General features: G+C 73.2%; 20 protein-coding genes. 13 read left to right on the top strand and 7 right to left on the bottom strand.

All coding sequences use genetic code 11. The annotated features are described in order from the left end of the window. Positions 1–86 precede the first annotated feature (86 nt). Positions 87–572 (bottom strand): histone-like nucleoid-structuring protein Lsr2, encoded by a 486-nt coding sequence (locus ACFQE5_RS16460; RefSeq protein ID WP_379586096.1) that lies wholly within the window; start codon positions 570–572, stop codon positions 87–89. A 713-nt stretch (positions 573–1,285) separates the two neighbouring features. After that, positions 1,286–1,489 carry a hypothetical protein gene (locus ACFQE5_RS16455; RefSeq protein ID WP_379586094.1) on the bottom strand — a complete coding sequence of 68 codons (204 nt, stop codon included), beginning with the start codon at positions 1,487–1,489 and terminating at the stop codon, positions 1,286–1,288. 312 nt (positions 1,490–1,801) lie between these two features. Here ACFQE5_RS16455 and ACFQE5_RS16450 point away from each other — a divergent pair, with 312 nt between their 5' ends. After that, a complete protein-coding gene (locus tag ACFQE5_RS16450) occupies positions 1,802–2,038 on the top strand; it encodes a hypothetical protein (RefSeq protein WP_379586092.1) in 237 nt (78 codons plus the stop codon). 12 nt (positions 2,039–2,050) lie between these two features. On the opposite strand, the gene ACFQE5_RS16445 is transcribed toward ACFQE5_RS16450, so the two are convergent. Beyond that, the gene (locus ACFQE5_RS16445) at positions 2,051–2,584 is read right to left on the bottom strand and encodes a bifunctional nuclease family protein (protein ID WP_379586281.1); all 534 of its coding nucleotides are present in this window, start codon (positions 2,582–2,584) and stop codon (positions 2,051–2,053) included. A 367-nt stretch (positions 2,585–2,951) separates the two neighbouring features. On the opposite strand from ACFQE5_RS16445, the gene hpnC reads away from it, so the two are divergent. From hpnC to ACFQE5_RS16405, 8 genes are all read left to right on the top strand, one after another. Then, positions 2,952–3,803 (top strand): squalene synthase HpnC, encoded by an 852-nt coding sequence (gene hpnC, locus ACFQE5_RS16440; RefSeq protein WP_379586090.1) that lies wholly within the window; start codon positions 2,952–2,954, stop codon positions 3,801–3,803. After that, a complete protein-coding gene (locus ACFQE5_RS16435; RefSeq protein WP_379586088.1) occupies positions 3,800–4,711 on the top strand; it encodes a squalene/phytoene synthase family protein in 912 nt (303 codons plus the stop codon). Before hpnC ends, ACFQE5_RS16435 begins: the two co-directional genes overlap by 4 nt. Continuing rightward, positions 4,708–6,087, top strand: coding sequence for a hydroxysqualene dehydroxylase HpnE (hpnE, locus tag ACFQE5_RS16430; RefSeq protein WP_379586086.1), 1,380 nt, complete (start codon positions 4,708–4,710; stop codon positions 6,085–6,087). The genes ACFQE5_RS16435 and hpnE overlap by 4 nt, the downstream gene beginning before the upstream one ends. Continuing rightward, entirely contained in the window at positions 6,084–7,118 is a 1,035-nt protein-coding gene (locus ACFQE5_RS16425) for a polyprenyl synthetase family protein (protein ID WP_379586083.1), read from the top strand. Before hpnE ends, ACFQE5_RS16425 begins: the two co-directional genes overlap by 4 nt. Further along, positions 7,118–9,028 carry a squalene--hopene cyclase gene (shc, locus tag ACFQE5_RS16420; protein WP_379586080.1) on the top strand — a complete coding sequence of 637 codons (1,911 nt, stop codon included), beginning with the start codon at positions 7,118–7,120 and terminating at the stop codon, positions 9,026–9,028. Before ACFQE5_RS16425 ends, shc begins: the two co-directional genes overlap by 1 nt. Further along, positions 9,025–10,557 (top strand): 4-hydroxy-3-methylbut-2-enyl diphosphate reductase, encoded by a 1,533-nt coding sequence (gene ispH, locus ACFQE5_RS16415; RefSeq protein WP_379586078.1) that lies wholly within the window; start codon positions 9,025–9,027, stop codon positions 10,555–10,557. The genes shc and ispH overlap by 4 nt, the downstream gene beginning before the upstream one ends. Positions 10,558–10,560: 3 nt before the next feature. After that, the gene (gene hpnH / locus ACFQE5_RS16410; RefSeq protein WP_379586076.1) at positions 10,561–11,565 is read left to right on the top strand and encodes an adenosyl-hopene transferase HpnH; all 1,005 of its coding nucleotides are present in this window, start codon (positions 10,561–10,563) and stop codon (positions 11,563–11,565) included. Positions 11,566–11,670: 105 nt separating this feature from the next. Further along, a complete protein-coding gene (locus ACFQE5_RS16405) occupies positions 11,671–12,327 on the top strand; it encodes a VC0807 family protein (RefSeq protein WP_379586074.1) in 657 nt (218 codons plus the stop codon). A 5-nt stretch (positions 12,328–12,332) separates the two neighbouring features. Here the strand turns inward: ACFQE5_RS16405 and ACFQE5_RS16400 are convergent, their stop codons facing one another. Further along, the gene (locus tag ACFQE5_RS16400) at positions 12,333–13,451 is read right to left on the bottom strand and encodes an MGDG synthase family glycosyltransferase (RefSeq protein WP_379586072.1); all 1,119 of its coding nucleotides are present in this window, start codon (positions 13,449–13,451) and stop codon (positions 12,333–12,335) included. 38 nt (positions 13,452–13,489) lie between these two features. Between ACFQE5_RS16400 and ACFQE5_RS16395 the strand changes: the two genes are divergently transcribed. The 4 genes from ACFQE5_RS16395 (at position 13,490) to ACFQE5_RS16380 (ending at position 18,148) form a co-directional block, all read left to right on the top strand. Further along, positions 13,490–15,985: a wax ester/triacylglycerol synthase domain-containing protein gene (locus ACFQE5_RS16395; protein ID WP_379586070.1), complete on the top strand. Its 2,496-nt coding sequence runs from the start codon at positions 13,490–13,492 to the stop codon at positions 15,983–15,985. Positions 15,986–16,039: 54 nt separating this feature from the next. Continuing rightward, on the top strand, positions 16,040–16,984 hold the full coding sequence (locus ACFQE5_RS16390; protein ID WP_379586069.1) for a DMT family transporter: 945 nt from the start codon (positions 16,040–16,042) through the stop codon (positions 16,982–16,984). After that, on the top strand, positions 16,981–17,709 hold the full coding sequence (locus ACFQE5_RS16385; protein WP_379586067.1) for an SDR family NAD(P)-dependent oxidoreductase: 729 nt from the start codon (positions 16,981–16,983) through the stop codon (positions 17,707–17,709). Before ACFQE5_RS16390 ends, ACFQE5_RS16385 begins: the two co-directional genes overlap by 4 nt. A 208-nt stretch (positions 17,710–17,917) precedes the next feature. Further along, positions 17,918–18,148 carry a hypothetical protein gene (locus tag ACFQE5_RS16380; protein ID WP_379586065.1) on the top strand — a complete coding sequence of 77 codons (231 nt, stop codon included), beginning with the start codon at positions 17,918–17,920 and terminating at the stop codon, positions 18,146–18,148. 6 nt (positions 18,149–18,154) lie between these two features. Here the strand turns inward: ACFQE5_RS16380 and ACFQE5_RS16375 are convergent, their stop codons facing one another. From ACFQE5_RS16375 to ACFQE5_RS23205, 3 genes are read right to left on the bottom strand one after another with little or no spacing between them, the layout of a single operon-like run. Continuing rightward, positions 18,155–19,138, bottom strand: a complete 984-nt coding sequence (locus tag ACFQE5_RS16375) for a 5-oxoprolinase subunit C family protein (protein ID WP_379586063.1) — start codon at positions 19,136–19,138, stop codon at positions 18,155–18,157. Next, positions 19,138–20,019: a 5-oxoprolinase subunit B family protein gene (locus ACFQE5_RS16370; RefSeq protein ID WP_379586061.1), complete on the bottom strand. Its 882-nt coding sequence runs from the start codon at positions 20,017–20,019 to the stop codon at positions 19,138–19,140. The genes ACFQE5_RS16375 and ACFQE5_RS16370 overlap by 1 nt, the downstream gene beginning before the upstream one ends. Further along, positions 20,016–22,373, bottom strand: a complete 2,358-nt coding sequence (locus ACFQE5_RS23205; RefSeq protein ID WP_449301278.1) for an acetyl-CoA carboxylase biotin carboxylase subunit — start codon at positions 22,371–22,373, stop codon at positions 20,016–20,018. Before ACFQE5_RS23205 ends, ACFQE5_RS16370 begins: the two co-directional genes overlap by 4 nt. Positions 22,374–22,394 lie beyond the last annotated feature (21 nt).

Raw genomic sequence — 22,394 nt, 5'->3', positions numbered from 1 at the left:
AGGCTCCGCGAATTCCGGCGGGAGTGCGGAAATATCAGGAGGCGGCAGAATTGCGCGGGCCCCGCGTCATTCCTGCCGAGGGGACGTCAGCTGGCCTGTCCGACGTCGAACGGGTCGGTGATCTTCACGCGCGCCCGCTTCTTCTTCTTCGGCTCCTCGCCGGCGGGCTCCGGCTTCGTCTGCGGCGTGGTTTCCCGCTGCTCGTATGCCGCGAGGACCTCGCCGCGGATTCGCCCTCGCGACGACACCTCGAACCCGTTCTCCCGGGCCCACGTCCGGATCGCCTCGTTTCGCGCCCGGGCGGCGGCCGACGAAACCCCCTCGGCCACAGCCCCCGGGGTGACCACAGTGGACGTACTCATCCGCCGCGGTCGCGACCCGCCGCCACGAGTCCCGCGACCCACCTTCCGCGCGGCGGCGACGAAGGGGGCCAGCACATCGTCGAGCTTTCGACGGTTGTCCTGGGACAGGTCGATCACATACGTTCGACCGTCCACAGCGAACTCCACGGTCTCCGACGCGTCCGATCCATCGAGGTCGTCGACCAGGCGAACCACAACGTTTCGTGCCATCCAGCACATCCATTCTCAGAGTTGGGTGGGACACGCCACACGCTCACTTACAGCCAAAGCAAGCGTATCAGGACTTGCCGCTTCGTAAATCCCGGGGTTCGGTGATCCAGGCGCCGGCAACCGGTGTACGGATAACTATTCTTTCGACCTACCGAGAGGACCCGGATTCGGATCCCCGCCGACCACCTCGGGCCGGTCGCCGGCGGCCGGTTCACCCACGCCGCGAACGCACCATACCCGTGGGCCCCTTGCCTTGCAGACCGATCGTCGGCCGACCGCAGGCCCCTACATCCCCGGCCGCCGCGGCCAGGCCTCAACGGCCGAACGCGGGGTTCGGTGTGACTCCCACACCCGGTTCCCCGCGGCCGCCAAGACCGCCGGACGGACCGGATCCGAACAAGTGCGATGCGCGCGGGGAGTCACGACTCCAGAAATCACGCTCGGCCGCGAATAACGGCGAGCCGGCTACCGACACACGGGAGTGGGGACGGTCCGGGTGCGGAACGAATGCCGGAGGCGCAACTCATCCGGGTGCTCCCGGGTCGGCACCGCCGGAAACATTCGGACAACTCGGATGCTCCGCCCACCGCGGCCGCGCGGGTGCTGCCGGGTCCCCCACCGGCGTCCTGCGCGCGAGTCCCGCGCCTCCGGTCCCGGGCGGCCGGACACGCGAACCGGCGAGACCGCCACCGAGCGCCAACCGAGACCGGCCGCTAATGGGGCAGCGGCAGCAGGTTCACCCAGCCGGTGCACAGCACCAGGGCGAGGAACCCCATTGCCGCCCCGAAGCCGACTCCCATCGTCAGCGCCTCTCGGTCGTGGATCCGCGCGCCGACGAGCGCGAAGACCAACGAGGCCGCGGCGACGACGGCAAGGACGATCCCGAAGACGAGCTGTTCTGCGCGGGAAGGGTCCATCGGTTCCTCCCGGTACCGGGCACTGACCAGCGCGGGCATCTTCCTCGGATACGGTCCCGCACTTCGCCGGGCGGCGCATCATCCACCCGTACCGGCCCGGATGGTTGCATCTTGCTGTGTTCTCTGTCACGATCAGCCCGCGCGCACGCGCCCCGAGCTATCACCCAGCCGAACCGCGGGACGGCCAGATCCGGCCTCCCGCGGTTCGCGCACGTGCGCATCGCGCCGTCAGGATCGGTTACCGGCACGTTTCGAGCCGGGCCATCCCGGCTATCCGACCGAGAACGAGCGGATGGCTGCGGGGAGGGCGCCATGGCCCGGTGTGAGGTCTGTGGGAACGACTACGACATGGCCTTCGAGGTGCACGCCCAGGGGGCCGTCCACGTGTTCGACAGCTTCGAATGCGCGATTCACCGGATGGCTCCGGTGTGCGAGCACTGCGGGTGCCGGGTCGTCGGGCACGGGGCGCAGGCCGACGGACGGTTCTTCTGCTGCGCGCACTGCGCCCGGGCGGCCGGTGTGGGTGCCGATATCCGCGACCGGGCCTGACCGTTCGGACGCTCAGTCGTTCGTGCCGAAGTCCTCCGGGGAGGCCCTGTCGAGAAATCGCCGAAACTCCTCGAGTTCCTCGGCGCTGGTCTCGGCGGCCTCGGTGCCGATCTCGTCGGCCTCGTCGGACCGGCTCATGAGCGCATCGGCATCGATCACCTCGGCGCTGGCCAGCGCCGCCTCCTCGAGCACGACCTCCTCGGCCTGGATCGGCACGTCGAGGTGCAGTGCGAGGGTGACGGCGTCGCTGACCCGCGCCGAGACCCGGGTGCCCTGATCGAGGACGAGTTCGGCATGGAAGATGCTGTCGCGCAGCGCGGTGATCCGCACGTGTTCGAGCCGGCGCCCGGCCGAGCGGATGACGTTGGCGATCAGCTGATGGGTCACCGGGCGGGGCGCGACGACATGCTGGCGCTCGAGTTCGATCGCGGTGGCCTCGGGCAGACCCACACAGACCGGAAGAACCCGCTGCCGGCCCGTCGCCTCCTGTAGCAGCAACACCGGATGTGACTCGCGGGGATCCAGCCCGACCGCCACGACACGCATCTCCTGCACGGCGTTCACCTCTCCCGGAAGACCGTACGGACGGATACCCCGATCCCGTCCGCCCCACACGCGAGCCGTCCGGCCTGAAGCGAGTTCGGGTAGCCGACCGGCAGCACTCCCGCGCTCCCCAGCGGACCGGACCATAGGCTTGTCGGACGAATTCTGAATCCATGACCTCACGCGCGCGACATCCGCGTCAATCGGGCTCCGGCCCGATCCGAATTTGTCCAGGAGTGACAAGTTCGGGCGCGAAGAACTAACCAGAATTGCGCAGAGATCGAGATGGGTCCGGAGCAGCATCGGTCCCATGACGGCTGGGCATCTTCCGGCTGGACGGTCGCCGGGGGGAGGTGTGTCCGCCGGGCCGGTGCCCGGTGCGGACGCCCGGCTACGCCTGGCCGAGCGGACCGAGAACTTCCCGGTCGCCCTGCGGGTGCTCCCGGCTCGGCTGCGGACGCCTCTGCGTGCCGTCTACGACGTCGTGCGGACGATCGACGACCTCGGCGACGAGGCGGACGGCGACCGGACGGCCCGGTTGCGGGAGTTCGCCGACGATCTCGCCCTGGTCTGGGCGGGCGGACCCGCCGGGCCGCGCTCCCCCGTCCTGCGCGCGCTGGTCCCCACCGTCGCCGCCTTCGGACTGGCCCGCGAGCCGTTCGACCGGCTGATCGAGGCGAACCTGCAGGACCAGCGCGTCACCCGCTACGAGACCTGGAGCGACCTGCTCGGCTACTGCGAGCTGTCCGCGGTGCCGATCGGCAGGCTGGTACTGGCGCTGTTCGGCGAGCCCGGTTCGACACCCGACCCCACGACCCTCCGAGCCTCCGACGCGGTGTGCACGGCGCTGCAACTGCTGGAGCACTGGCAGGACGTCGGGCAGGACCGCCGCCGGGGGCGCGTCTATCTGCCCACCGAGGACCTCGCGGCCTTCGGTGTTCCCGAGGAGGCGCTCGACGCGCCCAGCGCCGGACCGGCGCTGCGCCGGCTGCTGGCCTGCGAGACCGCGCGCGCGGTGGCGCTGCTGGACTCCGGTGCACCCGTCGTGGGCCGGATGCGGGGCTGGGGCCGGCTGGCCGTCGCCGGCTACGTCGCCGGTGGCCGGGCCGCGGCCGACGCACTGCGCCGCCGGGAGTGGGACGTCCTGCGCGGGTCGTGCGCGCCCCGGCGTCGTGATCTCGCCCGTCACCTCGTCGCCGCACTCACCCGGAGCATCCGATGACAGCATCGCGTCACGCGCCGAGCACCCTGCAGGGTGCCTATGCGACCTGTGAGTCGATCACCCGCAGCGAGGCGCGCAACTTCTTCTACGGAATCCGGCTGCTCCCGCCCGCCCAACGATCGGCGCTGTGCGCGGTCTACGCGCTGGCCCGGCGCATCGACGACATCGGCGATGGGGACCTGCCCGCCGCCGAGAAGTCCCGCGCGCTGGCCGCGGTCCGCGCCGCGCTGCGCACCCCGCCGGATCCGGCCGACCCGGTACTCACCGCGGTGGCCGACGCCGCCCACCGCTACCCGATCCCGATGGGCGCCTTCGACGAGCTCGTCGACGGGGTCGAGCGGGACATCCGGATGGACACGGCGGGGCTGACCTACCAGAGCTTCGAGGACATGGTCACCTACTGCCGCTGCGTGGCCGGTTCGGTGGGGCGGCTGTGCCTGGGGGTCTTCGGCTCGCGGCCGCATCCGGAGGCGGGACGCTACGCCGACGCGCTCGGCATCGCGCTGCAGCAGACCAACATCCTGCGCGACATCCGCGAGGATCTGCTCAACGGCCGGGTCTACCTGCCCCGCGAGGATCTGGACCGGTTCGGCGCCGAACTCGCCGTCGACGAGTTCGGCGCGCTCGTGGACCCCACGGGTGGGCTGGCGGAGCTGATCCGGTTCAGTGCCGCCCGGGCGCGCGACTGGTACGCCGACGGGCTGCGGCTGATCCCGCTGCTCGACCGCCGCAGCGCCGCCTGCGCCGGCGCGATGGCCGGCATCTACCGCAGGTTGCTCGAGGACATCGCGGCCGACCCGCCGTCGGTCTACCGCGCGCGGCGGTCGCTGTCGGGCTGGCAGAAGGCCGCGGTGGCGGCGCGGGCGCTGTCCGGGCTCGGCCCGCGACCGGGGAACGGGACGCCATGACGCTACGGGTGGGTGTAATCGGCGGTGGTCTGGCCGGGATCACCGCGGCCCTGCGATGTGCCGACGCGGGGTGCGCGGTGACGCTGGTGGAGTCACGCCCCCGGCTCGGTGGCCTGGCGGCCTCGTTCCGCCGCGGTGAGCTGGACATCGACACCGGGCAGCACGTGTTCCTGCGCTGCTGCACCTCGTACCGGGCGCTGCTGGACCGGCTCGGGGTCACCGACCAGGTGGTCCTGCAAGCCCGGTTGGACATCGCGGTCCATGCCCCCGGCCGGCGGCCGAGCCGGTTGCGCCGCACTCGGCTGCCGGCGCCGCTGCATCTCGCGGGGGCGCTGCTTCGTTACCGTCCGCTAGCGGTTCGCGACCGACTGCGGCTGATCGGTGCGGCGCTGGCGATGCGCGCGCTCGATCCGACCGACCCCCGGACCGACGCCCGCAGCTTCGCCGAGTGGCTGACCGAACACGGGCAGAGCGACCGCGCCGTCGCGGCGCTGTGGGACCTGGTCGGGGTGGCGACGCTCAACGCGACCGCGGACCGGGCCTCGCTGGCCCTGGCCGCCACCGTCTTCCAGCAGGGCCTGCTCACCGACCCGGCGGCCGGCGACATCGGCTGGTCCCGGGTACCGCTCGGGCGGCTGCACGACGACGCCGCAGGACGCGCGTTACGCGCCGCCGAGGTCGACGTCCGGCTCTCGACGAAGGCTCGCCGGCTGGCGGCGCGGCCGGACGGCGGCTGGCGGCTCACCCTCACCCGGGCGGTGGACCACGAGGAGGAGCTGGTGTTCGACCGGATCGTCTGCGCCGTGCCCCCCACGGCCGCGGACCGGCTGCTGCCGCCCGCGACACTGCGGTACCCACCCGGGTGGGCCGCCCGCCTGGGCAGCTCACCCATCGTCAACGCCCACGTCGTCTACGACCGCCGGGTGCTCGAGCCCGAGTTCGTCGCCGCCCTCGACTCGCCCCTGCAGTGGGTGTTCGACCGGACGGCGGCCGCCGGGTTGCACCGCCGCTGGCCGCCGGACGCGCAGTACCTCGCGGTCTCGCTCTCCGCCGCCGACAGCCTGATCACCAGGCCGACCGCGCAGCTGCGCGCCGCGTTGTTGCCCGCGCTGGCGGCGCTGCTGCCCGCCGCCCGCAAGGCCGCGGTGCTCGACTTCTTCGTCACCCGCGAGCCGCACGCCACGTTCCGCGCGGCGCCGGGCAGCGCCGCGCTGCGCCCGCCCGCCCGGACCCAGGCCCCGGGCCTGTTCCTGGCGGGCGCATGGACCGACACCGGATGGCCCGCGACGATGGAGGGTGCGGTGCGCAGCGGAGCGACCGCCGCGCACGCGCTCCTGGCCGGCGTGGGCCCGGTCCGCACCGAGGCGGCCGCATGAGCGCGGACCCGCACATCGATTCGGTCGACGCCCGCGCGGTGCTGGACCGATGCCGCGACGCCGTCACCCCGGCGCTGCGCGAGGCCGTCGCCCGGCTGGATCACGCCAGCCGCGAACAGGCCGGCTACCACCTCGGCTGGACCGAGCTCGATGGCCGTCCCGGCACGGGCGGCGGGAAGGCGGTGCGCCCCGCCCTCGCGCTAATCTCCGCGGCGGCGGCGGACGCGCCCAGTTCGGTCGGCCTGCCCGGTGCGGTCGCCGTCGAGCTGGTGCACAACTTCTCGCTGCTGCACGACGACCTCATGGACGGCGACACCGAGCGCAGGCACCGGCGCACCGTATGGGCCCAGTGGGGTGCCGCGGCCGCGATCCTCACCGGGGACGCGCTGCTCGCCCTGGCCCACGAGGTCCTGCTGGAGACCGGGTCGCCGGACGCGGCCCGGGCCGCACGGCTGCTCGCCGCGACGGTCCGGGAACTGGTCCGCGGGCAGGCCGAGGACGTTGCCTTCGAGCAACGCGACGACGTCACCGTGTCCGAATGCCTCGCGATGGCCGCGGGCAAGACCGGGTCGCTGCTGGCCACCAGCGCGGCGATCGGGTCGGTGCTGGCCGGCGGGTCCACCGAGCTGACCGCCGCCCTGCAGAGCTACGGCGCCGAGGTCGGGATGGCGTTCCAGCTCGTCGACGACCTGCTCGGGATCTGGGGTGATCCCGCGGTGACCGGCAAGCCGGTGCTCTCGGACCTGCGCTCGCGCAAGATGTCGCTGCCCGTGACCTACGCGGTGCACCACGGCGGGGACGCGGGGCGACAGCTCGCGCGCTGGCTGGCCACTCCCGGCCCCGCCACGGAGCCCGAGCTGCGACGGATCGCCGGGCTCGTCGAGGACGGCGGTGGCCGGGACTGGGCCGCGGCCGAGGCCCGCAGGCGCATGACATTGGCGGAGAAGGCCCTGGCCGGCGCCGAGTTACCCGACCGCCCCCGGGCGGAGCTCGTCGCGCTCGGCCGCTACCTCGTGGACCGGGAGTTCTGATGACCGTGACGGCAGGCCGCACCCTCGGCCCGGCGCCGGCCCACACCGTGGCCGGCGCGCTCGAGGCCGCCACCGGCTACCTGCGGGCGCAACAGGATCCGCGGGGCTGGTGGAAGGGCGAGCTCGAGACCAACGTGACCATGGACGCCGAGGACCTGCTGATGCGGGAGTTCCTCGGCATCCGCCGGGAACAGGAGACGGCCGAAGCGGCCCGGTGGATCCGCTCCCAGCAGGGGAGCGACGGCAGCTGGGCGAACTTTCGCGGTGGCCCCGGCGATCTGTCGAGCACCGTGGAGGCCTGGGTCGCGCTGCGGCTGGCGGGCGATGATCCCGGCGCCGAGCACATGCGACGCGCCGCGTCGTTCGTGCTGGCGGGCGGCGGCCTGGAGCGCAGCCGGGTGTTCACCCGGATCTGGCTCGCGCTGTTCGGGTTGTGGTCGTGGGACGAGCTCCCCGACATGCCCCCGGAGCTGGTGTTCCTGCCGCCCTGGTTCCCGCTGAACGTCTACGACTGGGCCTGCTGGGCCCGCCAGACCGTGGTGCCGCTCACCGTCGTCGCCACGCTGCGCCCGTCGCGTCCGCTCCCGTTCGGGGTCGACGAGCTGCGCAGCGGTGCGCCGCGGCCCCCGCAGGCCCCGCCGTGGACGCTGACCGGCGCGTTCCAGCGCCTCGACTCGGTGCTGCACCTCTACTCGCGCCACCCGATCCGGCCGCTGCGGCGGTTGGCGATGCGCCGCGCAGCCGAATGGGTGCTGGCCCGCCAGGAGGCCGACGGCTCGTGGGGCGGCATCCAGCCGCCGTGGGTCTACTCGCTGCTCGCGTTGCACCTGCTCGGCTATCCGACCGACCACCCCGCGATGCGAGCGGGTCTGCGCGGGCTCGACAGGTTCCTGATCCGCGAACAGACCCCCGACGGATGGGTGCGCAGGCTGGAGGCCTGCCAGTCCCCGGTGTGGGACACCTGCCTCGCCGTCACCGCCCTGCTCGATGCGGGGGCCGCGCCCGACGACCCCGACGTGCTGCGCGCCGCGGACTGGCTGCTCGAGGAGGAGATCCGGCTACCCGGCGACTGGGCGGTGCGCCGTCCCGACCTCGAGCCGGGGGGCTGGGCCTTCGAGTTCGACAACGACGGCTACCCCGACATCGACGACACCGCCGAGGTGGTGCTCGCGCTGCGCCGGGTCGCCCATCCGGACCGCGAGCGGCTGCGCGGGGTGATCGACCGGGCCGTGGCCTGGAACATCGGCATGCAGTCCCGCGACGGCGGGTGGGCCGCGTTCGACGCCGACAACACCCGCGAGGTGATCACCAAGCTGCCGTTCTGCGACTTCGGCGCGGTGATCGACCCGCCCTCGGCGGATGTCACCGCGCACGTCGTGGAGATGCTCGCCGCCGAGGGCCGCTCCGACGACCCCGCCTGCCGGCGCGGGGTCACATGGCTGTTGCAGGCTCAGGAACCCGACGGGTCCTGGTTCGGCCGGTGGGGCGCCAACCATGTCTACGGAACCGGCGGCGCGGTGCCCGCGCTCGTCGCCGCCGGGATTCCCGCCTCCGACCCCGCGGTCCGACGGGCGGTGGGGTGGCTGGAACGCCACCAGAACCCCGACGGCGGCTGGGGTGAGGACCTACGTTCCTACACCGACCCGGCGTGGGTCGGGCGCGGCACCTCCACGGCCTCGCAGACGGCGTGGGCCCTGCTCGCGCTCCTGGCCGCGGGCGAGCGGTCGGAAGCGGTCGAGCGCGGGGTCCGCTGGCTGGTCGACACCCAGCTCCCGGACGGGTCCTGGGACGAGCCGGAGTTCACCGGAACCGGATTCCCGGGCGACTTCTACATCCGCTACCACCTGTACCGGATGGTGTTTCCGATCTCGGCGCTCGGCAGATACCTACGAGGTGAGGGTCCACGATGACTCCCGTTGCGGCGGCCCACTCCGAGACGACACTGGGTGACCCGGTGGTCTGCGCCCCGCTGAGCGTGGAACGGGCCGCATTGGGCAGGCGGATCGCCGGTGTGCCGGTGCGGCACACCGGCGCGGGCCCCGAACGGTCGGCGGCCGCGGCCGCCCAGCTCGCCGCGGCCGGGCCGCGGCCGGTGCTCGTCGCGGGGGTGGCGGGTGCGCTCGCCGCGTCGCTGCGCCCCGGTGACCTCGTGGTGGCCGACGAGGTGCGCAGCGAGGACGCCGAGCCGATCCCGATACCCTCCGCCCGCCCGCTGGCCACGGCGCTGCGCCGGCTCGGGCTGCGGGTCCACGTCGGACCGGTCTTCTCCAGCCGGGTCCTCGTCGGCGGCGCGCGCCGGGCCGCGCTCGCCGAGACCGGGGCGCTGGCGGTCGACATGGAGTCGGCATGGCTGTCCGCGGCCGCCGGGGGCGGGCCGTTCGCGGTCGTGCGGGCCATCGTCGACACCCCCGAGGCGCCGCTGGCCCGTCCGGGGACCCCGGCCCGCGGGATGGCCGCGCTGCGCGCGCTGCGCCGCGCCGCACCCGCGGTGCGCGCCTGGGCGGCGGCCACCGGGCCGCGGTGGATCGAGCTCGCCTCACCGCGGTCGTTCTGCGCCGGGGTGGAACGGGCGATCGACACCGTGGACCGGGCCCTGGACCGCTTCGGGCCCCCGGTGTACGTGCGCCGCCAGATCGTGCACAACGCCCATGTCGTGCGCAGGCTGACCGACCGCGGGGCGGTGTTCATCGCCGAGCTCGACGAGGCGCCGCCGGGCGCACTGGTCGTGCTCGCCGCCCACGGGGTCGCCCCCGCCGTCCGCGAGCAGGCCGCCGCCCGCAACCTCTCGGTCATCGACGCCACCTGCCCGCTGGTCACCAAGGTGCACGCCGAGGTGCGCCGGTTCACCGGCCGCGGGCACACGGTGTTCCTGATCGGGCACGCCGACCACGAGGAGGTCCAGGGCACGGTCGGTGAGGCACCCGCCGACGTGGTCGTCGTGGAGGACCGCGAGGCCGCGATGCGGGTACAGGCCCGGGATCCGGACCGGGTCGCCTACGCGATGCAGACCACCCTCGCCGTCGACGAGGCGGAACAGATCGCCGCCATCCTGCGCGGCCGCTTCCCCGCGCTCGTCGGCCCGCGCACCGACGACATCTGCTACGCCACCACCAACCGGCAACGCGCGGTGCGAGCGATCGCCGGGAACGCCGATCTGGTGCTGGTGGTCGGCTCGGCGAACTCCTCGAACTCGAAGCGACTCGTCGAGGTGGCGAGCCGGGAGGGGGTCCCGGCACACCTGATCGACGACGTGGACGACCTGGAGCTGTCCTGGCTCGCCGGCGCGCCCCGAATCGGCGTCAGCGCCGGCGCATCCGCGCCCGAACACCTGGTCTCCGAGCTCGTGACCTGCCTGACCGGGTTCGGCCCGACGACCGTCACCGCGAACTCCACCGTGACCGAGGACGTCGCGTTCACACTACCCAAGGAGGTGAGCTGATCGGTGGCGATGCCATGGCGCCAGACCATCCGACTCGCGGCCTATCTGGCGAAGCAGAAGATCAAACGAGTGGAGCGCTTCCCGCTGCTCGTCGAGCTCGAGCCGCTGTTCGCCTGCAACCTCAAATGCGCAGGCTGCGGCAAGATCGCCCAGCCCGCGGCGCTGCTCAAGCAGCGCATGCCGGTCGACCAGGCGATCGGCGCCGTCGTGGAGAGCGGCGCGCCGATGGTCTCGATCGCGGGCGGCGAGCCGCTCATGCACCCGCAGATCGACGAGATCGTGCGCGGGCTGCTCGACCGCCGCAAGATCGTTTTCCTGTGCACCAACGCGGTGCTGCTGCCCCGCCACCTGCACCGGTTCACCCCGCACCGGGACTTCGCCTGGATGGTGCACATCGACGGGCTGCGCGAGCGGCACGACGCGTCGGTTCGCCGCAGCGGGGTCTTCGACCAGGCGGTCGAGGCGATCAAGCTCGCGCAGGGCCAGGGCTTTCGGGTCATGACGAACACCACGTTCTTCAACACCGACTCCCCGCAGGACGTCATCGACGTGCTGGACTTCCTCAACGACGAGCTCGGCGTGGACAACATGCAGATCTCGCCCGGCTACGCCTACGAGAAGGCCCCCGACCAGGAGCATTGGCTGGGTGTGGCGCAGACCCGCGAGCTGTTCGCCAAGGCGTTCGCCGACGGGCGGCGCACCCGGTGGCGGCTCAACCACTCCCCGATCTTCCTGGATTTCCTCGAGGGCAGGCGCGAGCTGGCGTGCACCGCGTGGGGTATCCCGTCATATTCCCTGCTGGGATGGCAACGACCCTGTTATCTGCTCGACGACGGCTACGCGGCGACCTACGAGGAGCTCGTCTCGCAGACCGACTGGTCGGCCTTCGGCCGCGGTCGGGATCCGCGATGTGCGAACTGCATGGCGCACTGCGGCTACGAACCCTCCGCGGTCCTGGCCACCGTCGGCTCGCTGCGCGAGTCACTGCGGGCCGCGACCGGACGCTGAACCGGACACGGCGGAGGATCGGGACCGTGGGGCCGTTATCTCCGCGTTATCAATCTCAGTACACTTCCGGACGCCACCATCGACCCGGAGAGGGAGAACGCGCGCATGCCGGAACATCGGATGACGATCCACCTTCCACCGATCGGATCGTTGCTCCGACACGCCGGGCGACCGTTGCTCGAGTCCACCCTCATCCCGCTGGCCCTGTTCTGGGTCCTGTTCACCCACATCGGGTTCGATGCCGGGCTGTTCGCCGCGCTCGGCTGGTCCGCGGCGGCGATCGGCAGCCGACTGCTGCTGCGCAAGCGGCTGCCGGCGATCCTGCTGATCAGTACCGCGTTGCTGGTGGTCCGCACGGTGGTCGGGTACTGGAGCGGGAGCGCGTTCCTGTACTTCCTGCAGCCCACCGCGCAGAACTTCCTCTTCGCGCTGATGCTGCTGCTGACGATCGGCTTCGACCGACCGCTGCTGGCGAAGCTGGCCGACGACTTCTGTGCCTTCCCCGAGGCGCTGACCAGACATCCGCGGATGAAGCGCTTCTTCCGGCGGGTCTCGCTGCTGTGGGCGCTGGTGTTCCTGGTCAACGGCGTGACGACACTGACCGTACTGGCCACCCAGACCGTCGGGGACTATCTGATGGTGTCCACGGCGGGCTCCTACACGGTGGTGGCGATGGGCATCGGCCTTTCGCTGTGGTGGTTCCACCGGTCGCTGGCCGGCGAGGGCATCCGGCTGCGCATCGGTGCCCCCGCGGTGGCCTGAGCCGGTCAGACCCGCTCGGCCAGCGCGGCCAGCTCCCCGTCCAGGTCCCGGTGGCCGAAGGCCTGCGCGCCGCGGCGCAGCGCGGCCAGCCGGGACGGCTCGGCCCGCAGCCCGCGCAGGGCCGCCGTCACGTCGGCGGGCCGCGGGCAGACCACAGCAAGGCCCGCCCGCGCCATCATCTCCGCGCCGGCGCACCCGTGCCCGGGGACGGGGGCGGCGAACAGCACCGGCCGCCCGACCGACAGCGCCTCGGTGGCGGTCATCCCGCCCGCGGTCGTCAGGACCACATCGGCCGCCGTGATCTGCTGCGCGACCCGATCGGTCCAGCCGTGCACGACCAGCCGGTCGCGGGGCTCGCCGCGGGCCAGCAGCCGGGCCCGCAACCGTTCGTTGCGCCCGCACAGCACCACCGCCTGCACCGCGGCTCCGGCCGCCAGAACGGCCTCGACCAGGGGCTCCAGCCCGCCGAAAGCCAACGAGCCACCGGTCACCAGCACCACGAAGGTGTCGGCGGGCAGGCCGGCGGCCGCGCGCGCGGCGACCTGGTCGCCGGGCCGGAAGCCGGGACCGACGGCGGGCGGAACGACCCTCACCTGCCCTCCCGGGACCACCGCCTGCGCTTGGGCCCGGGATTCGGGCAGCAGCGTCCACGTCTCGTCCAGCTCGGGCCAGACCCAGAACGGGTGCACCGCCACGTCGGTGACCACCGCCACCGCACGGGCGGGCAGCCGGCCACGGCGGCGCAGCCAGGCGAGCCCACCGGAGGTCATCGGATAGGTGGAGATCACCAGGTCCGGCCGCTCGGTGTCCAACAGTGGCGCCAGCGCCCTGCCGAGGCGGCCCGCCACGACCCACTTGCACAGCCGGGCGAAGCGCGGACAGCGGACGAGCAGGTCGTAGCCCGCGCCGTAGAGGCCGGGGGCGAACCGCATCGTCACCGAGTACGCGTGCTGCAGCAGCCCGTCGCGCCATCGGCTGCCGCGACCGGTCCGCTCGACCTCATGGATCTGCGCGTCCGGCCACAGCGCGCGCATCCGCGCGGCCAACGCGCGGGCGGCCGCGACATGGCCCTGCCCGACCGGGGCCGACAACAGCAGGACCCGCCCGGGCCCGGCTCGTCCCATGCGGCCACGCTAGCGCGACGTCGATCACCGGGGGCCAGGTGAGCTCACCGACCGTCGTGCCGCAGACCGCGGGTCCCGCCGCGGCGACCCCGCCCCCGCGCCGCTTGCTGCTCGTCACCGGCAGCCTCGGCGAGGGCCACCACGCGGCCGCCCGTGCCGTCGAGGAACGGGCCCGCCAGGTGTGGCCGGGGGTCGAGGTGGTGTGGACCGAGACGCTCGACGGGATGGGCCGGCACACCCCACGTGTCTTCCGGGCCGTCTACAGTGCCTGCATCCGCCGCCTGCCCTGGCTCTACGAGCTGTACCTGTGGCTGCTGTGGAACGCGCCCCCGTTCCGCGCGGGAACCCGGGCGATCATCGGCGCCTGGAGCGGTCGGGGGCTGGCCGTGGCGCTGGCCCGGCACGCCCCCGACCTGGTCGTCGCCACGTTTCCCGAGGGCATCACCGGGCTCGGGTGGTTGCGCAGGCACGGCCGGCTCACGGTCCCTGCGGTCGCGCTGATCGTGGATCCGGCGCCGCATCCACTCTGGGCCGACCCGGCGCTGGATCTGCACCTGGTCTCCACCGAGGCCGCCCTGCCCCTGCTGGAACGCGCGGCCCCGGGAGCCCGGGTCCGGGTGGCGGGCCTGCCGGTCGCGGCCCGGTTCGTCCCGCCCACGGCGACCGAGCCGGCCGACGAGCCCGGGCCGGCGGACCGACCGCCACTGGCCTACGTCTCGTTCGGCTCCATGGCCTTCGGGGACCTCGGCGCGGCATGCTCGGCCGTCCTCGACGCGGGCGCGGACGTGCTGGTCAGCTGCAGCCGTGACGCCGCGGTGCGGCGCAGGCTGAGCCGCCTGGCCCGGGCCCACCCCCGGGGGGAGCGGATGCGGGTCGTGGACTGGATCGAGGATCCCGCCACCGCCACCGGCGGCTGCGACCTGGTGGTGACCAACGCCGGGGGCGCCACCGCGGCCGAGGCGCTGGCCTGCGCCCGCCCGTTGCTGATCTTCGCTCCGATCGCGGGCCACGGCCGGGCGAACGCCGCCCTGCTGGCGCAGGCCGGTCTGGCGACGGTGTGCCCGGGGCCCGCCGCGCTCGCCGCCGCGGTCGCCGAGCTCATGGAGCCGCGATGCAGGGCCGAGCGGCAGCGACACCTGCGGGCTTTCGTCGCCGCCGCGGACCTGGCCGCCGATGTCGCGGCGCTCGCCGCTCTGACCGCGGGACGGCACGTCGCCCGCGCTCCCCGGGTGCGCGCGCAGGACGCGCTGTTCCTGCACGCCGCGACGCCCCGGGTGCCCCAGCAGATCGGTGCCCGGATCGTGATCGAGGACCCGGCGCGTCGTGACGACTGGCCCGAGTATCTGGCCGAGCTGGTCCGCCGCCGGGTTCCACAGATCGGCCTGCTGCGCAGGCGGCTCGCCCGGCCGCGGCCGGGACTTCCCCTGCACTGGGTCGACGGCGAGGACGTCGACCCGGCCCGGCACATCCAGCCGCGGATGGTGGAGATCGGCCCGGGCGGCGACCAGCCGAGCTGGGACGACGCGGTCACGGCCTTCTTCGCCGCTCCCGTCGACCCGGTGCGCACGGGGTGGGAGCTACAGGTGGCGCGGGACCGCGCGGCGGGGCACGTCGCCGTGCTGGCGAAGGTGCACCACGCACTCGGGGATGGTCTGGCCGTCACCGATGCGCTGGTACGGCTGCTGGCCGACGAGGAGTCGGTCCGCCGGGCCGCGCCCGGCGCGGCCGCCGATCCGGCCCCGTCGACGGTCACCGGGCCGCGGGCCGGGGCGGTGGTGCGCGCCGCCGGTCGCGCCGCGACGATCGCCCGCGGGGTGGCGAGCCTGGCCCTCGCGGGTCCGGCCGGGGCGTCCCCGCTGACCGGTGAGGTCACCGGCCCCGGCCACCGGCGGGTCAGCGTCCGGTTGGACGGCGCGCAGGTGCGGGCCAAGGCCAGGGCCCACGGGGTCGGCACCACGGTGCTGTTGTTGGCCGTGGTGGCCGACACCCTGCACACACTGCTCGCCGAGCGACGGCCACCCACCGCCGTCCCCGCCACGGTCCGGGCCATGGTGCCGATGACGACCCGCACCAGCGCCGCGGTGCACAGCCGCGCGCCGGGCAACCGGACCGCCGCGGTGTCCATCGACCTGCCCACCGGTCCGATGCCCGCCCGCGAGCGGATCGCGCACGTCGCCAGGGCGGTGGCCGACGGGTCCTCGGCCGGTCAGCCCGAGGCCACCGCGGCCGTGCTGAACCTCCTCGGGCTGCTCCCGGGCCGGCTGCAGGCCCTGGCGGTCCGCCAGGTGTACGGGCGGCGCTTCTTCCACCTCCTGGCCTCGGTCATGCCCGGGGTACGGCGCCCGCTGCATTGCCGCGGCGGGCTGGTCGCCGAGGTCTATCCGGTGCTGCCGCTCGCCGACGGGGTCGCGCTGGCCGTCGGCGCCCTCAACTGGGGCCGCACGACCGGGATCGGCATCACGGCCGATCCGGGCATCATCGGTGAGATCGAGGAAATTCCGGGCCGGATCCAGGTGTCGCTGCGCAGGATGTAGGGAACGATCGTTGCCACAACGGCCGGGTTGTTCCGATCGGGGCTGGGGGTGACGATGAGCTCCACCGCATCCGGCGCGATGCTGTTCGTCGCGGTACCCGCGGCGCTGCTCGGCGCCGCGGGGTTCGGCCTGGCCAGCGCGGCCCAGCAGCGGGCGACCAAGGAGGTGCCGGTCACCCCGACCCTCAGCCCGCGGCTGCTGGTCGAGCTGCTGGACCGGCCGATGTGGCTGCTCGGGCTCGCCGCCACCGTCGTGGCCCTCGCCCTGCAGCTCGTCGCGCTCGCGTTCGGCCCGCTCGCGGTCGTGCAGCCGCTGCTGGTGACCGGGGTGGCGTTCGCCGCGGGCTTTTCCGCACTCATGTCGCGGCTGCGGCCCGATCCGCTCATCCTGCTCGGCGCGCTGTGCTGCGCCGCGGGCCTGTCGGCGTTCCTGCTGCTGGCCCGGCCGACGTCGGCCCGCATGGGCGAGCCGTTCGAGCTGCAGTCGGGGCTGCCGCTGGCGATCACCCTGCTCGTGCTGGTGGCGGCCTGCCTGGGGTACGCCTCCGTGGTCCAGCACTCCTCGCGGGTCCTGGCACTCGCCCTGGCCACCGGGGTCATCTACGGCGTGACGGCCGGCCTGATGAAGATCATCACAGGCCAGCTGAGGATGGGCCTGGATGAGCCGTTCCGCCATCTGACGCTCTACATCGTGTGCATCATCGGCCCGATCGGGTTCCTGCTCAGCCAGAACACCTTCCAGCAGGGCAGGCTGGTGTCCCCGGCCGTCGCGGTGATCACCAGCGTCGACCCGATCGTCGGGGTCATGATCGGCGTGGGCTGGCTGGGCGAGCGGCTCGACACCTCCCCGACCAAGCTCGCCGGGGAGTGCGTCGCCGCGCTGGTGATCATCGCCGGGATCGGGCTCATCTCCGCGCGCGGATCGCATCTGCTGCATCGGCTCGACATCGCGGAGGCCGCCACGCAGCCAGGCCAGCATGCCGACCGGGCCCCCGGATGAGGCTCGCCGGGCGCTTCGCGGTGGTCACCGGCGCCTCCTCCGGAATCGGCGCGGCGGTGGCCGAGCGGCTGGCCCGCGAGGGCTGCGAGCTGCTGCTGGTCGGCCGGGATCCGCGGCGGCTCGGCGCGGTCGCCGACCGCACCGGCGGCCGCCCGCTGCAGGCCGACCTTCGCGGGCAGGCGGGCATCGACGAGGTCTGCGCGGCCGCCGCCGGCACGGTCGCGCTGCTGGTCCACGGCGCGGGGCTGGGCGCGGCCGGTCCGCTCGCCGACCTGGACGCCGCGACGACCGCCGACCTGGTGGCGGTCAACCTGACGGCTCCGATGCAGCTCACCCGCGCGCTGCTGCCGACGCTACGCGCCCAGGACGGGCACCTGGCGTTCGTGGCGTCCATCGCGGCGGTCGGGGTCGCGGACGAGGCCGTCTACTCCGCGACGAAGGCCGGGCTTCGGGGCTTCGCCGACGCCGTGCGCGTCGAGTCCGGCATCGGCGTGACCACCGTGCTGCCCGGCGCCGTGGACACGCCGTTCTTCACCCACCGCGGCCGGGCCTACGAACGACGGTTCCCCCGGCCGGTGACCGCGGCCGCGGTCGCGGACGCGCTCGTGGACGCGGTGCGCCGCGACCGGGCCGAGGTGTTCGTCCCGCGCTGGCTCGTCCTCGGCGCCCGCGTCCACGGACTGGCGCCGACGATCTTCGCCCGGCTGTCCCGACGTTTCGGCTGAGCGGCCGGCCCCCGTCCGTGCCGGATAGGTCCACCTCATCCGGGTCGGTGCCGGTTCCGCGCGTGGCTCCTCTCACAAGTTGCCGCAGGCGGATGACACCGGACATCCGCAGGTCAAGACTGGCGCAGGTGCAGCCCATGCCACGCACGCGGTCGGCAACGGCGCCGTGCCGCGAATCCGTCACCGCCATCGACGTCAGGAGGACGGTATGAGTCCCGAGCCCACGTACGCCCCCGCCGGATCCGAGAGCGACAGCGGCCAGCAGCAGCCCGAATGGGTGGATCGACTGGTCGAGCTGCACGTTCTCGCCGAGAACGGCGATGCGGCCGCGGCGGCCGAGGCCGGGAACTGGATCGCCTCGGACGACGAGGCCCGCCGGGTCTGGGAGGACGTGGCGCGAACCTGCGACCAGCTTCGCGCCGCGCAGAAGATCGAATAGGCCGCCTCAGCCGGTCAGTGCCGCCCGAAGCCGCCTGCCGCGCTCGCGGTAGGCGGCCCGGGCGGCCAGCGCCTCCTCGAGCTCGACGGCGACGAAACGGGTCCGGGTGTTCGGCGCCGACTGGGCGACGACGTCGAGGTCCCCCGACAGCACCGTGGCGACCATCATGTAGCCGCCGCCGGACACGGCGTCGCGATGCAGGATGATCGGCTCCACGCTTCCGGGAACCTGGATCGAGCCGATCGGGTACGGCGCGTCCACGATGTTCGACGGGTCCTGGCCCGCGCCGAACGGGGGTTCCCGCTCGACCGTCTCCAGTGTCGCGCCCGCGTAGCGGAACCCGATGCGGTCGGCGACCGGGGTGAGCGTCCAGGTCGTTCCGAGGAACGTCGCGCGGCCCGCCGCGGTCAGCCGATGGTCGTACAGGCCCATCATCACGCGGATCTCGACATCCTTGCTCAGCACCGGCCGCAGCTCGTCGGGTACCCGACGCCCGGCGGCGCCGTCGGCGGACGGGCCGACCGGCAGGCGGTCACCCTCGGTCAGCGGCCTGCCCTCCAGCCCGCCCAGCGTGCCGAGCCCGTAGGTCGAGCGGCTGCCCAACACCTCGGGCACGTCGATGCCGCCCGCCACCGCGAGATAGGCACGCGCTCCGGCGGTGAGGTACCCGAAGTCGAGCACATCACCCGTGCGTACCGGGAACGACTCCCACAGCGGGCGGTCCTCACCGTTGACCCGCGGGATCATGGTCGCCCCGGTCACCGCGATCACCGCGTCCGCGGTGAACTCCAGTTCCGGCCCGAGATAGACGCATTCCAGCGTCGCCGCCCCGGACGGGTTGCCGACCAGCAGGTTCGCCGCCTGCATCGAGTACTGGTCCAGGGCGCCCGAGGGCGGGATGCCGACGTCGTAGTAGCCGGTCCGACCGCTGTCCTGCACGGTCGTCGAGAGGCCGGGTTTGCGGACCTCGATCATCCCCCGGAGGGTCATCACAGCACCTCCAGCAGGCGCGCGTTGTAGGCGTCGGGATCGTCGAGGAACTCGTGCAGGCTGAACTCGACCGGCTCGGTCCTGATCCGGAACGTCCCGGCCTCGACCTCGGCGAGATGGGCGTCGTAGCGTTCCCGGTCCACGGGCGCGAACCGGACGATGTCCCCGGGCCGGAAGAAGACCATGAACTCGGTGAAGTCGGGCAGCGACTGGGTCGGGTCGTAGATCGGTGCCGGGGTGATCCCGAACAGCTGGTAGCCGCCCGCCCCGCGCACCGAGTAGATGCAGGAGAAACAGCCGCCGTAGCCGACGGTCTGCTTGGGGGTGTCGGTGCGCGGGCGCAGGTACTTCGGCACGATGATCTGCCGTTCCCGCGGCACCATCTGGAACATGAACGGTAGACCGGCCACGAACCCGACCATCGAGGTGAACCACGGCGAACCGGAATGCGCCGCGATGAACTCCTCGACGGAGGCGTATCCGTTGATCCGCGCGGCGTACTCGATGTCGGTCGACCCGGGGTCCTGGTGACGGTCGCGGAAGCGCATCAGCGTCTCGGTCGTCCACGGGTCGCGGTAGAGGACCGGGATCTCCACGATCCGGGTGGGCAGGGCGAGACTGTGCGCGTCGCCGACCTGGCGCTCCAGGTCCTGCAGCCGGTCGAGCAGCTCACCGGGTTCGATCACGTCGGGGTCGTAGCGGACCTGGTAGGACGCGTTGGCCGGGCAGATCTCCAGCACCCCGTCGGGACGCTTGTCGCGTAACGCCTTCGTGATCGCCATGACCCGGAAGTTGGCCTGCAGACTCATCTGTTCGGCCATCTCGACGAAGATGAACTCATCGCCGCCCCAGCTGTACCGCGCGGCCTGGACCTCGTTCACCGTGCCGCCTTTCTGCGGTCGGGTAACCACTGTTCAAGGGTTCCGGTGTGGAATGCGCCGGTCGCGAACCACGGCTCGTCGAGCAACTCGGCACACAGCCCGGCGGTGGTGGGGATCCCGTCGACCGTGAGCTCGGCGAGCGCCCGGCGGGACCGCCGGATCGCGCCGGGCCGATCCTCGCCCCAGACCACGACCTTCGCCAGCAGCGAGTCGTAGAACGGCGGGACGGCGCTGTCGGACTCGAGCCAGGTGTCCACCCGCACCCACGGCCCGCTGGGCAGCACGACCCGGCCGACCCGGCCCGGGGCCGGGAGGAAGTCACGCTCCGGGTCCTCCGCGCACACCCGGAACTCGATCGCCCAACCGCGGGCGACGACCTCCTCCTGACGCAGCCGCAGCCGCTCCCCCGCCGCCACCCGCAGCTGCTCGGCCACCAGGTCGAGCCCGGTGACCAGCTCCGTCGTCGGGTGCTCGACCTGGATCCGGGTGTTCATCTCGATGAAGAAGAACTCGTGCGTCTCGTCGTCGACGAGGAACTCCACGGTCCCGGCGCTGCGGTAGCCGACCTCGCGGGCCAGCCGCACCGCGGCCGCGGTCATCGCCGCGCGCAGGTCCGGATCGATGCCCGGCGCCGGCGCCTCCTCGACCATCTTCTGCCGCCGGCGCTGCAGCGAACACTCGCGCTCGCCGAGGTGCACGACGTCCGCGCCGTCGCCGAGCACCTGCACCTCCACGTGCCGGGCGCGCCGGATGTAGCGCTCCAGGTACATCCGGCCGTCGCCGAACGCGCTGGCCGCCTCCTTCGACGCGGTGCCGAACGCCCCGCGAAGGCCGGCCTCGTCGTCGACGACCCGGATGCCGCGTCCACCTCCGCCCGCGGCGGCCTTGAGCATCACCGGGTAGCCGATCCGCGCGGCCTCGCTCAGCGCCGTTTCCAGGTCCGTGACACCCCAGGACGTGCCCGGCATCGTCGGGATCCCCGCGGCGGCCGCCACCTGGCGGGCCCGGACCTTGTCCCCCATCTGCTCGATCACCGACGCATCGGGTCCGGCGAAGATCAGACCGGCGTCGGCGACCGCGGCGGCGAACGCGGCCCGCTCGGCGAGGAACCCGTAGCCGGGATGCACGGCGTCGGCACCCGCGGCCCTGGCCGCCTCGATGATCGCGTCCGCCAGGAGGTAGCTCTTGCCCGCGGGTGGCGGCCCGATCTCGACCGCCGTGTCGGCCAGCCGGACGTGCGGCGCCGCCGCGTCGGCCGTGCTGTGCACCGCGACCGTCGAGATCCCGAGGTCGCGCGCGGCGCGGATGATCCGCACCGCGATTTCGCCGCGGTTGGCGACGAGCAGGCGTTTCACCCGGCCTCGATGCCGGTCGGCTCGATCACCGCGACCGGTTGCCCCGCCTCCACGACGTCCTCGTTCTCCACGAGGAACTCGACCACCGTCCCGGCCGCGCCCGCCGCGACCTGGTGGAAGGACTTCATCACCTCCACGAGGCAGACGACGTCGGCGGCGGCCACGAGCTGGCCCTCGGTGGCGAACGGATCGCTGTCCGGGTCGGGCCGGCGGTAGAAGACGCCGGGGATGGGCGAGATGACCTCGTGGCGGGCCATGGGACTCCTCGTGCTCGGGGTGGTTCAGGACAGATAGGGCTGCAGGGCCTCGTTGACCGCCTTCGCGACCTCGACCGCCTTGGGGGGTGTCGGAGTGCACGCAGACGCAGTCGGCGCGCACCGGGATCTCGGTGCCGTCGATCGCGGTGGTGACCCCCTCGGTGACCGCGCGCACCGCGCCGCGGGCCGACTCCACGGGGTCGAACGCCTCGTGCACCCGGGTAATGATCAACGAGCCGTCGGGGCGGTAGTCCAGGTCGGCGTAGTACTCCGCGATGAAGCCACGCTCCCCCCACACCCGCTCGTGGGCGGTGCCCGACAGTCCCATGAGCGGCACCCCGAACACGTCCGCGGCGTCGGCGATCGCCTCGGCGACCTGCTCGTCGCGGGCCGCCATCCCGTACAGCGACCCGTGCGGCTTGATGTGCGACAGGTCCATGCCGCGCTCGCGCAGGAACCCCGCCAGCGCGCCCACCTGATAGATCACGGCGGCGGTGAGCTCCTCGCGCTCCAGCTTCATCTCGCGCCTGCCGAAGCCCTCCCGGTCCGGCAGCGACGGATGCGCCCCCACCCGTACCCCGTGCTCCTTGGCCAGCGCGACCGTCCGGCGCATCACCCGGGGGTCCGAGGCGTGGAAGCCGCAGGCCACGTTGGCGAGCGTGATGAGCGGCATCAACCCCTCGTCGTCGCCGCAGCGGTAGATGCTGAAGGCCTCACCCATGTCGCAGTTGATGGCCACCATGGTCGGCTCCTTTCCGGCCGA

This window comes from Pseudonocardia hispaniensis (genome assembly GCF_042658695.1).
GTDB classification, from domain to species: Bacteria; Actinomycetota; Actinomycetes; order Mycobacteriales; family Pseudonocardiaceae; genus Pseudonocardia; species Pseudonocardia hispaniensis.
The sequence above is the reverse complement of the archived record's forward strand: the minus strand, read 5'-3'. Positions and strand labels throughout refer to the sequence as shown.

Coding starts and splice junctions, on each gene's coding strand:
- hpnE (WP_379586086.1), top strand. CDS start 4,708: ATGACGCTACGGGTGGGTGTAATCGGCGGTGGTCTGGCCGGGATCACC.
- ACFQE5_RS16460 (WP_379586096.1), bottom strand. CDS start 572: ATGGCACGAAACGTTGTGGTTCGCCTGGTCGACGACCTCGATGGATCG.
- ispH (WP_379586078.1), top strand. CDS start 9,025: ATGACTCCCGTTGCGGCGGCCCACTCCGAGACGACACTGGGTGACCCG.
- ACFQE5_RS16400 (WP_379586072.1), bottom strand. CDS start 13,451: ATGGGACGAGCCGGGCCCGGGCGGGTCCTGCTGTTGTCGGCCCCGGTC.
- shc (WP_379586080.1), top strand. CDS start 7,118: ATGACCGTGACGGCAGGCCGCACCCTCGGCCCGGCGCCGGCCCACACC.
- ACFQE5_RS16425 (WP_379586083.1), top strand. CDS start 6,084: ATGAGCGCGGACCCGCACATCGATTCGGTCGACGCCCGCGCGGTGCTG.
- ACFQE5_RS16380 (WP_379586065.1), top strand. CDS start 17,918: ATGAGTCCCGAGCCCACGTACGCCCCCGCCGGATCCGAGAGCGACAGC.
- ACFQE5_RS16385 (WP_379586067.1), top strand. CDS start 16,981: ATGAGGCTCGCCGGGCGCTTCGCGGTGGTCACCGGCGCCTCCTCCGGA.
- ACFQE5_RS16455 (WP_379586094.1), bottom strand. CDS start 1,489: ATGGACCCTTCCCGCGCAGAACAGCTCGTCTTCGGGATCGTCCTTGCC.
- ACFQE5_RS16445 (WP_379586281.1), bottom strand. CDS start 2,584: ATGCGTGTCGTGGCGGTCGGGCTGGATCCCCGCGAGTCACATCCGGTG.
- ACFQE5_RS16390 (WP_379586069.1), top strand. CDS start 16,040: ATGAGCTCCACCGCATCCGGCGCGATGCTGTTCGTCGCGGTACCCGCG.
- ACFQE5_RS16450 (WP_379586092.1), top strand. CDS start 1,802: ATGGCCCGGTGTGAGGTCTGTGGGAACGACTACGACATGGCCTTCGAG.
- ACFQE5_RS23205 (WP_449301278.1), bottom strand. CDS start 22,373: ATGGTGGCCATCAACTGCGACATGGGTGAGGCCTTCAGCATCTACCGC.
- ACFQE5_RS16405 (WP_379586074.1), top strand. CDS start 11,671: ATGCCGGAACATCGGATGACGATCCACCTTCCACCGATCGGATCGTTG.
- ACFQE5_RS16435 (WP_379586088.1), top strand. CDS start 3,800: ATGACAGCATCGCGTCACGCGCCGAGCACCCTGCAGGGTGCCTATGCG.
- ACFQE5_RS16375 (WP_379586063.1), bottom strand. CDS start 19,138: ATGACCCTCCGGGGGATGATCGAGGTCCGCAAACCCGGCCTCTCGACG.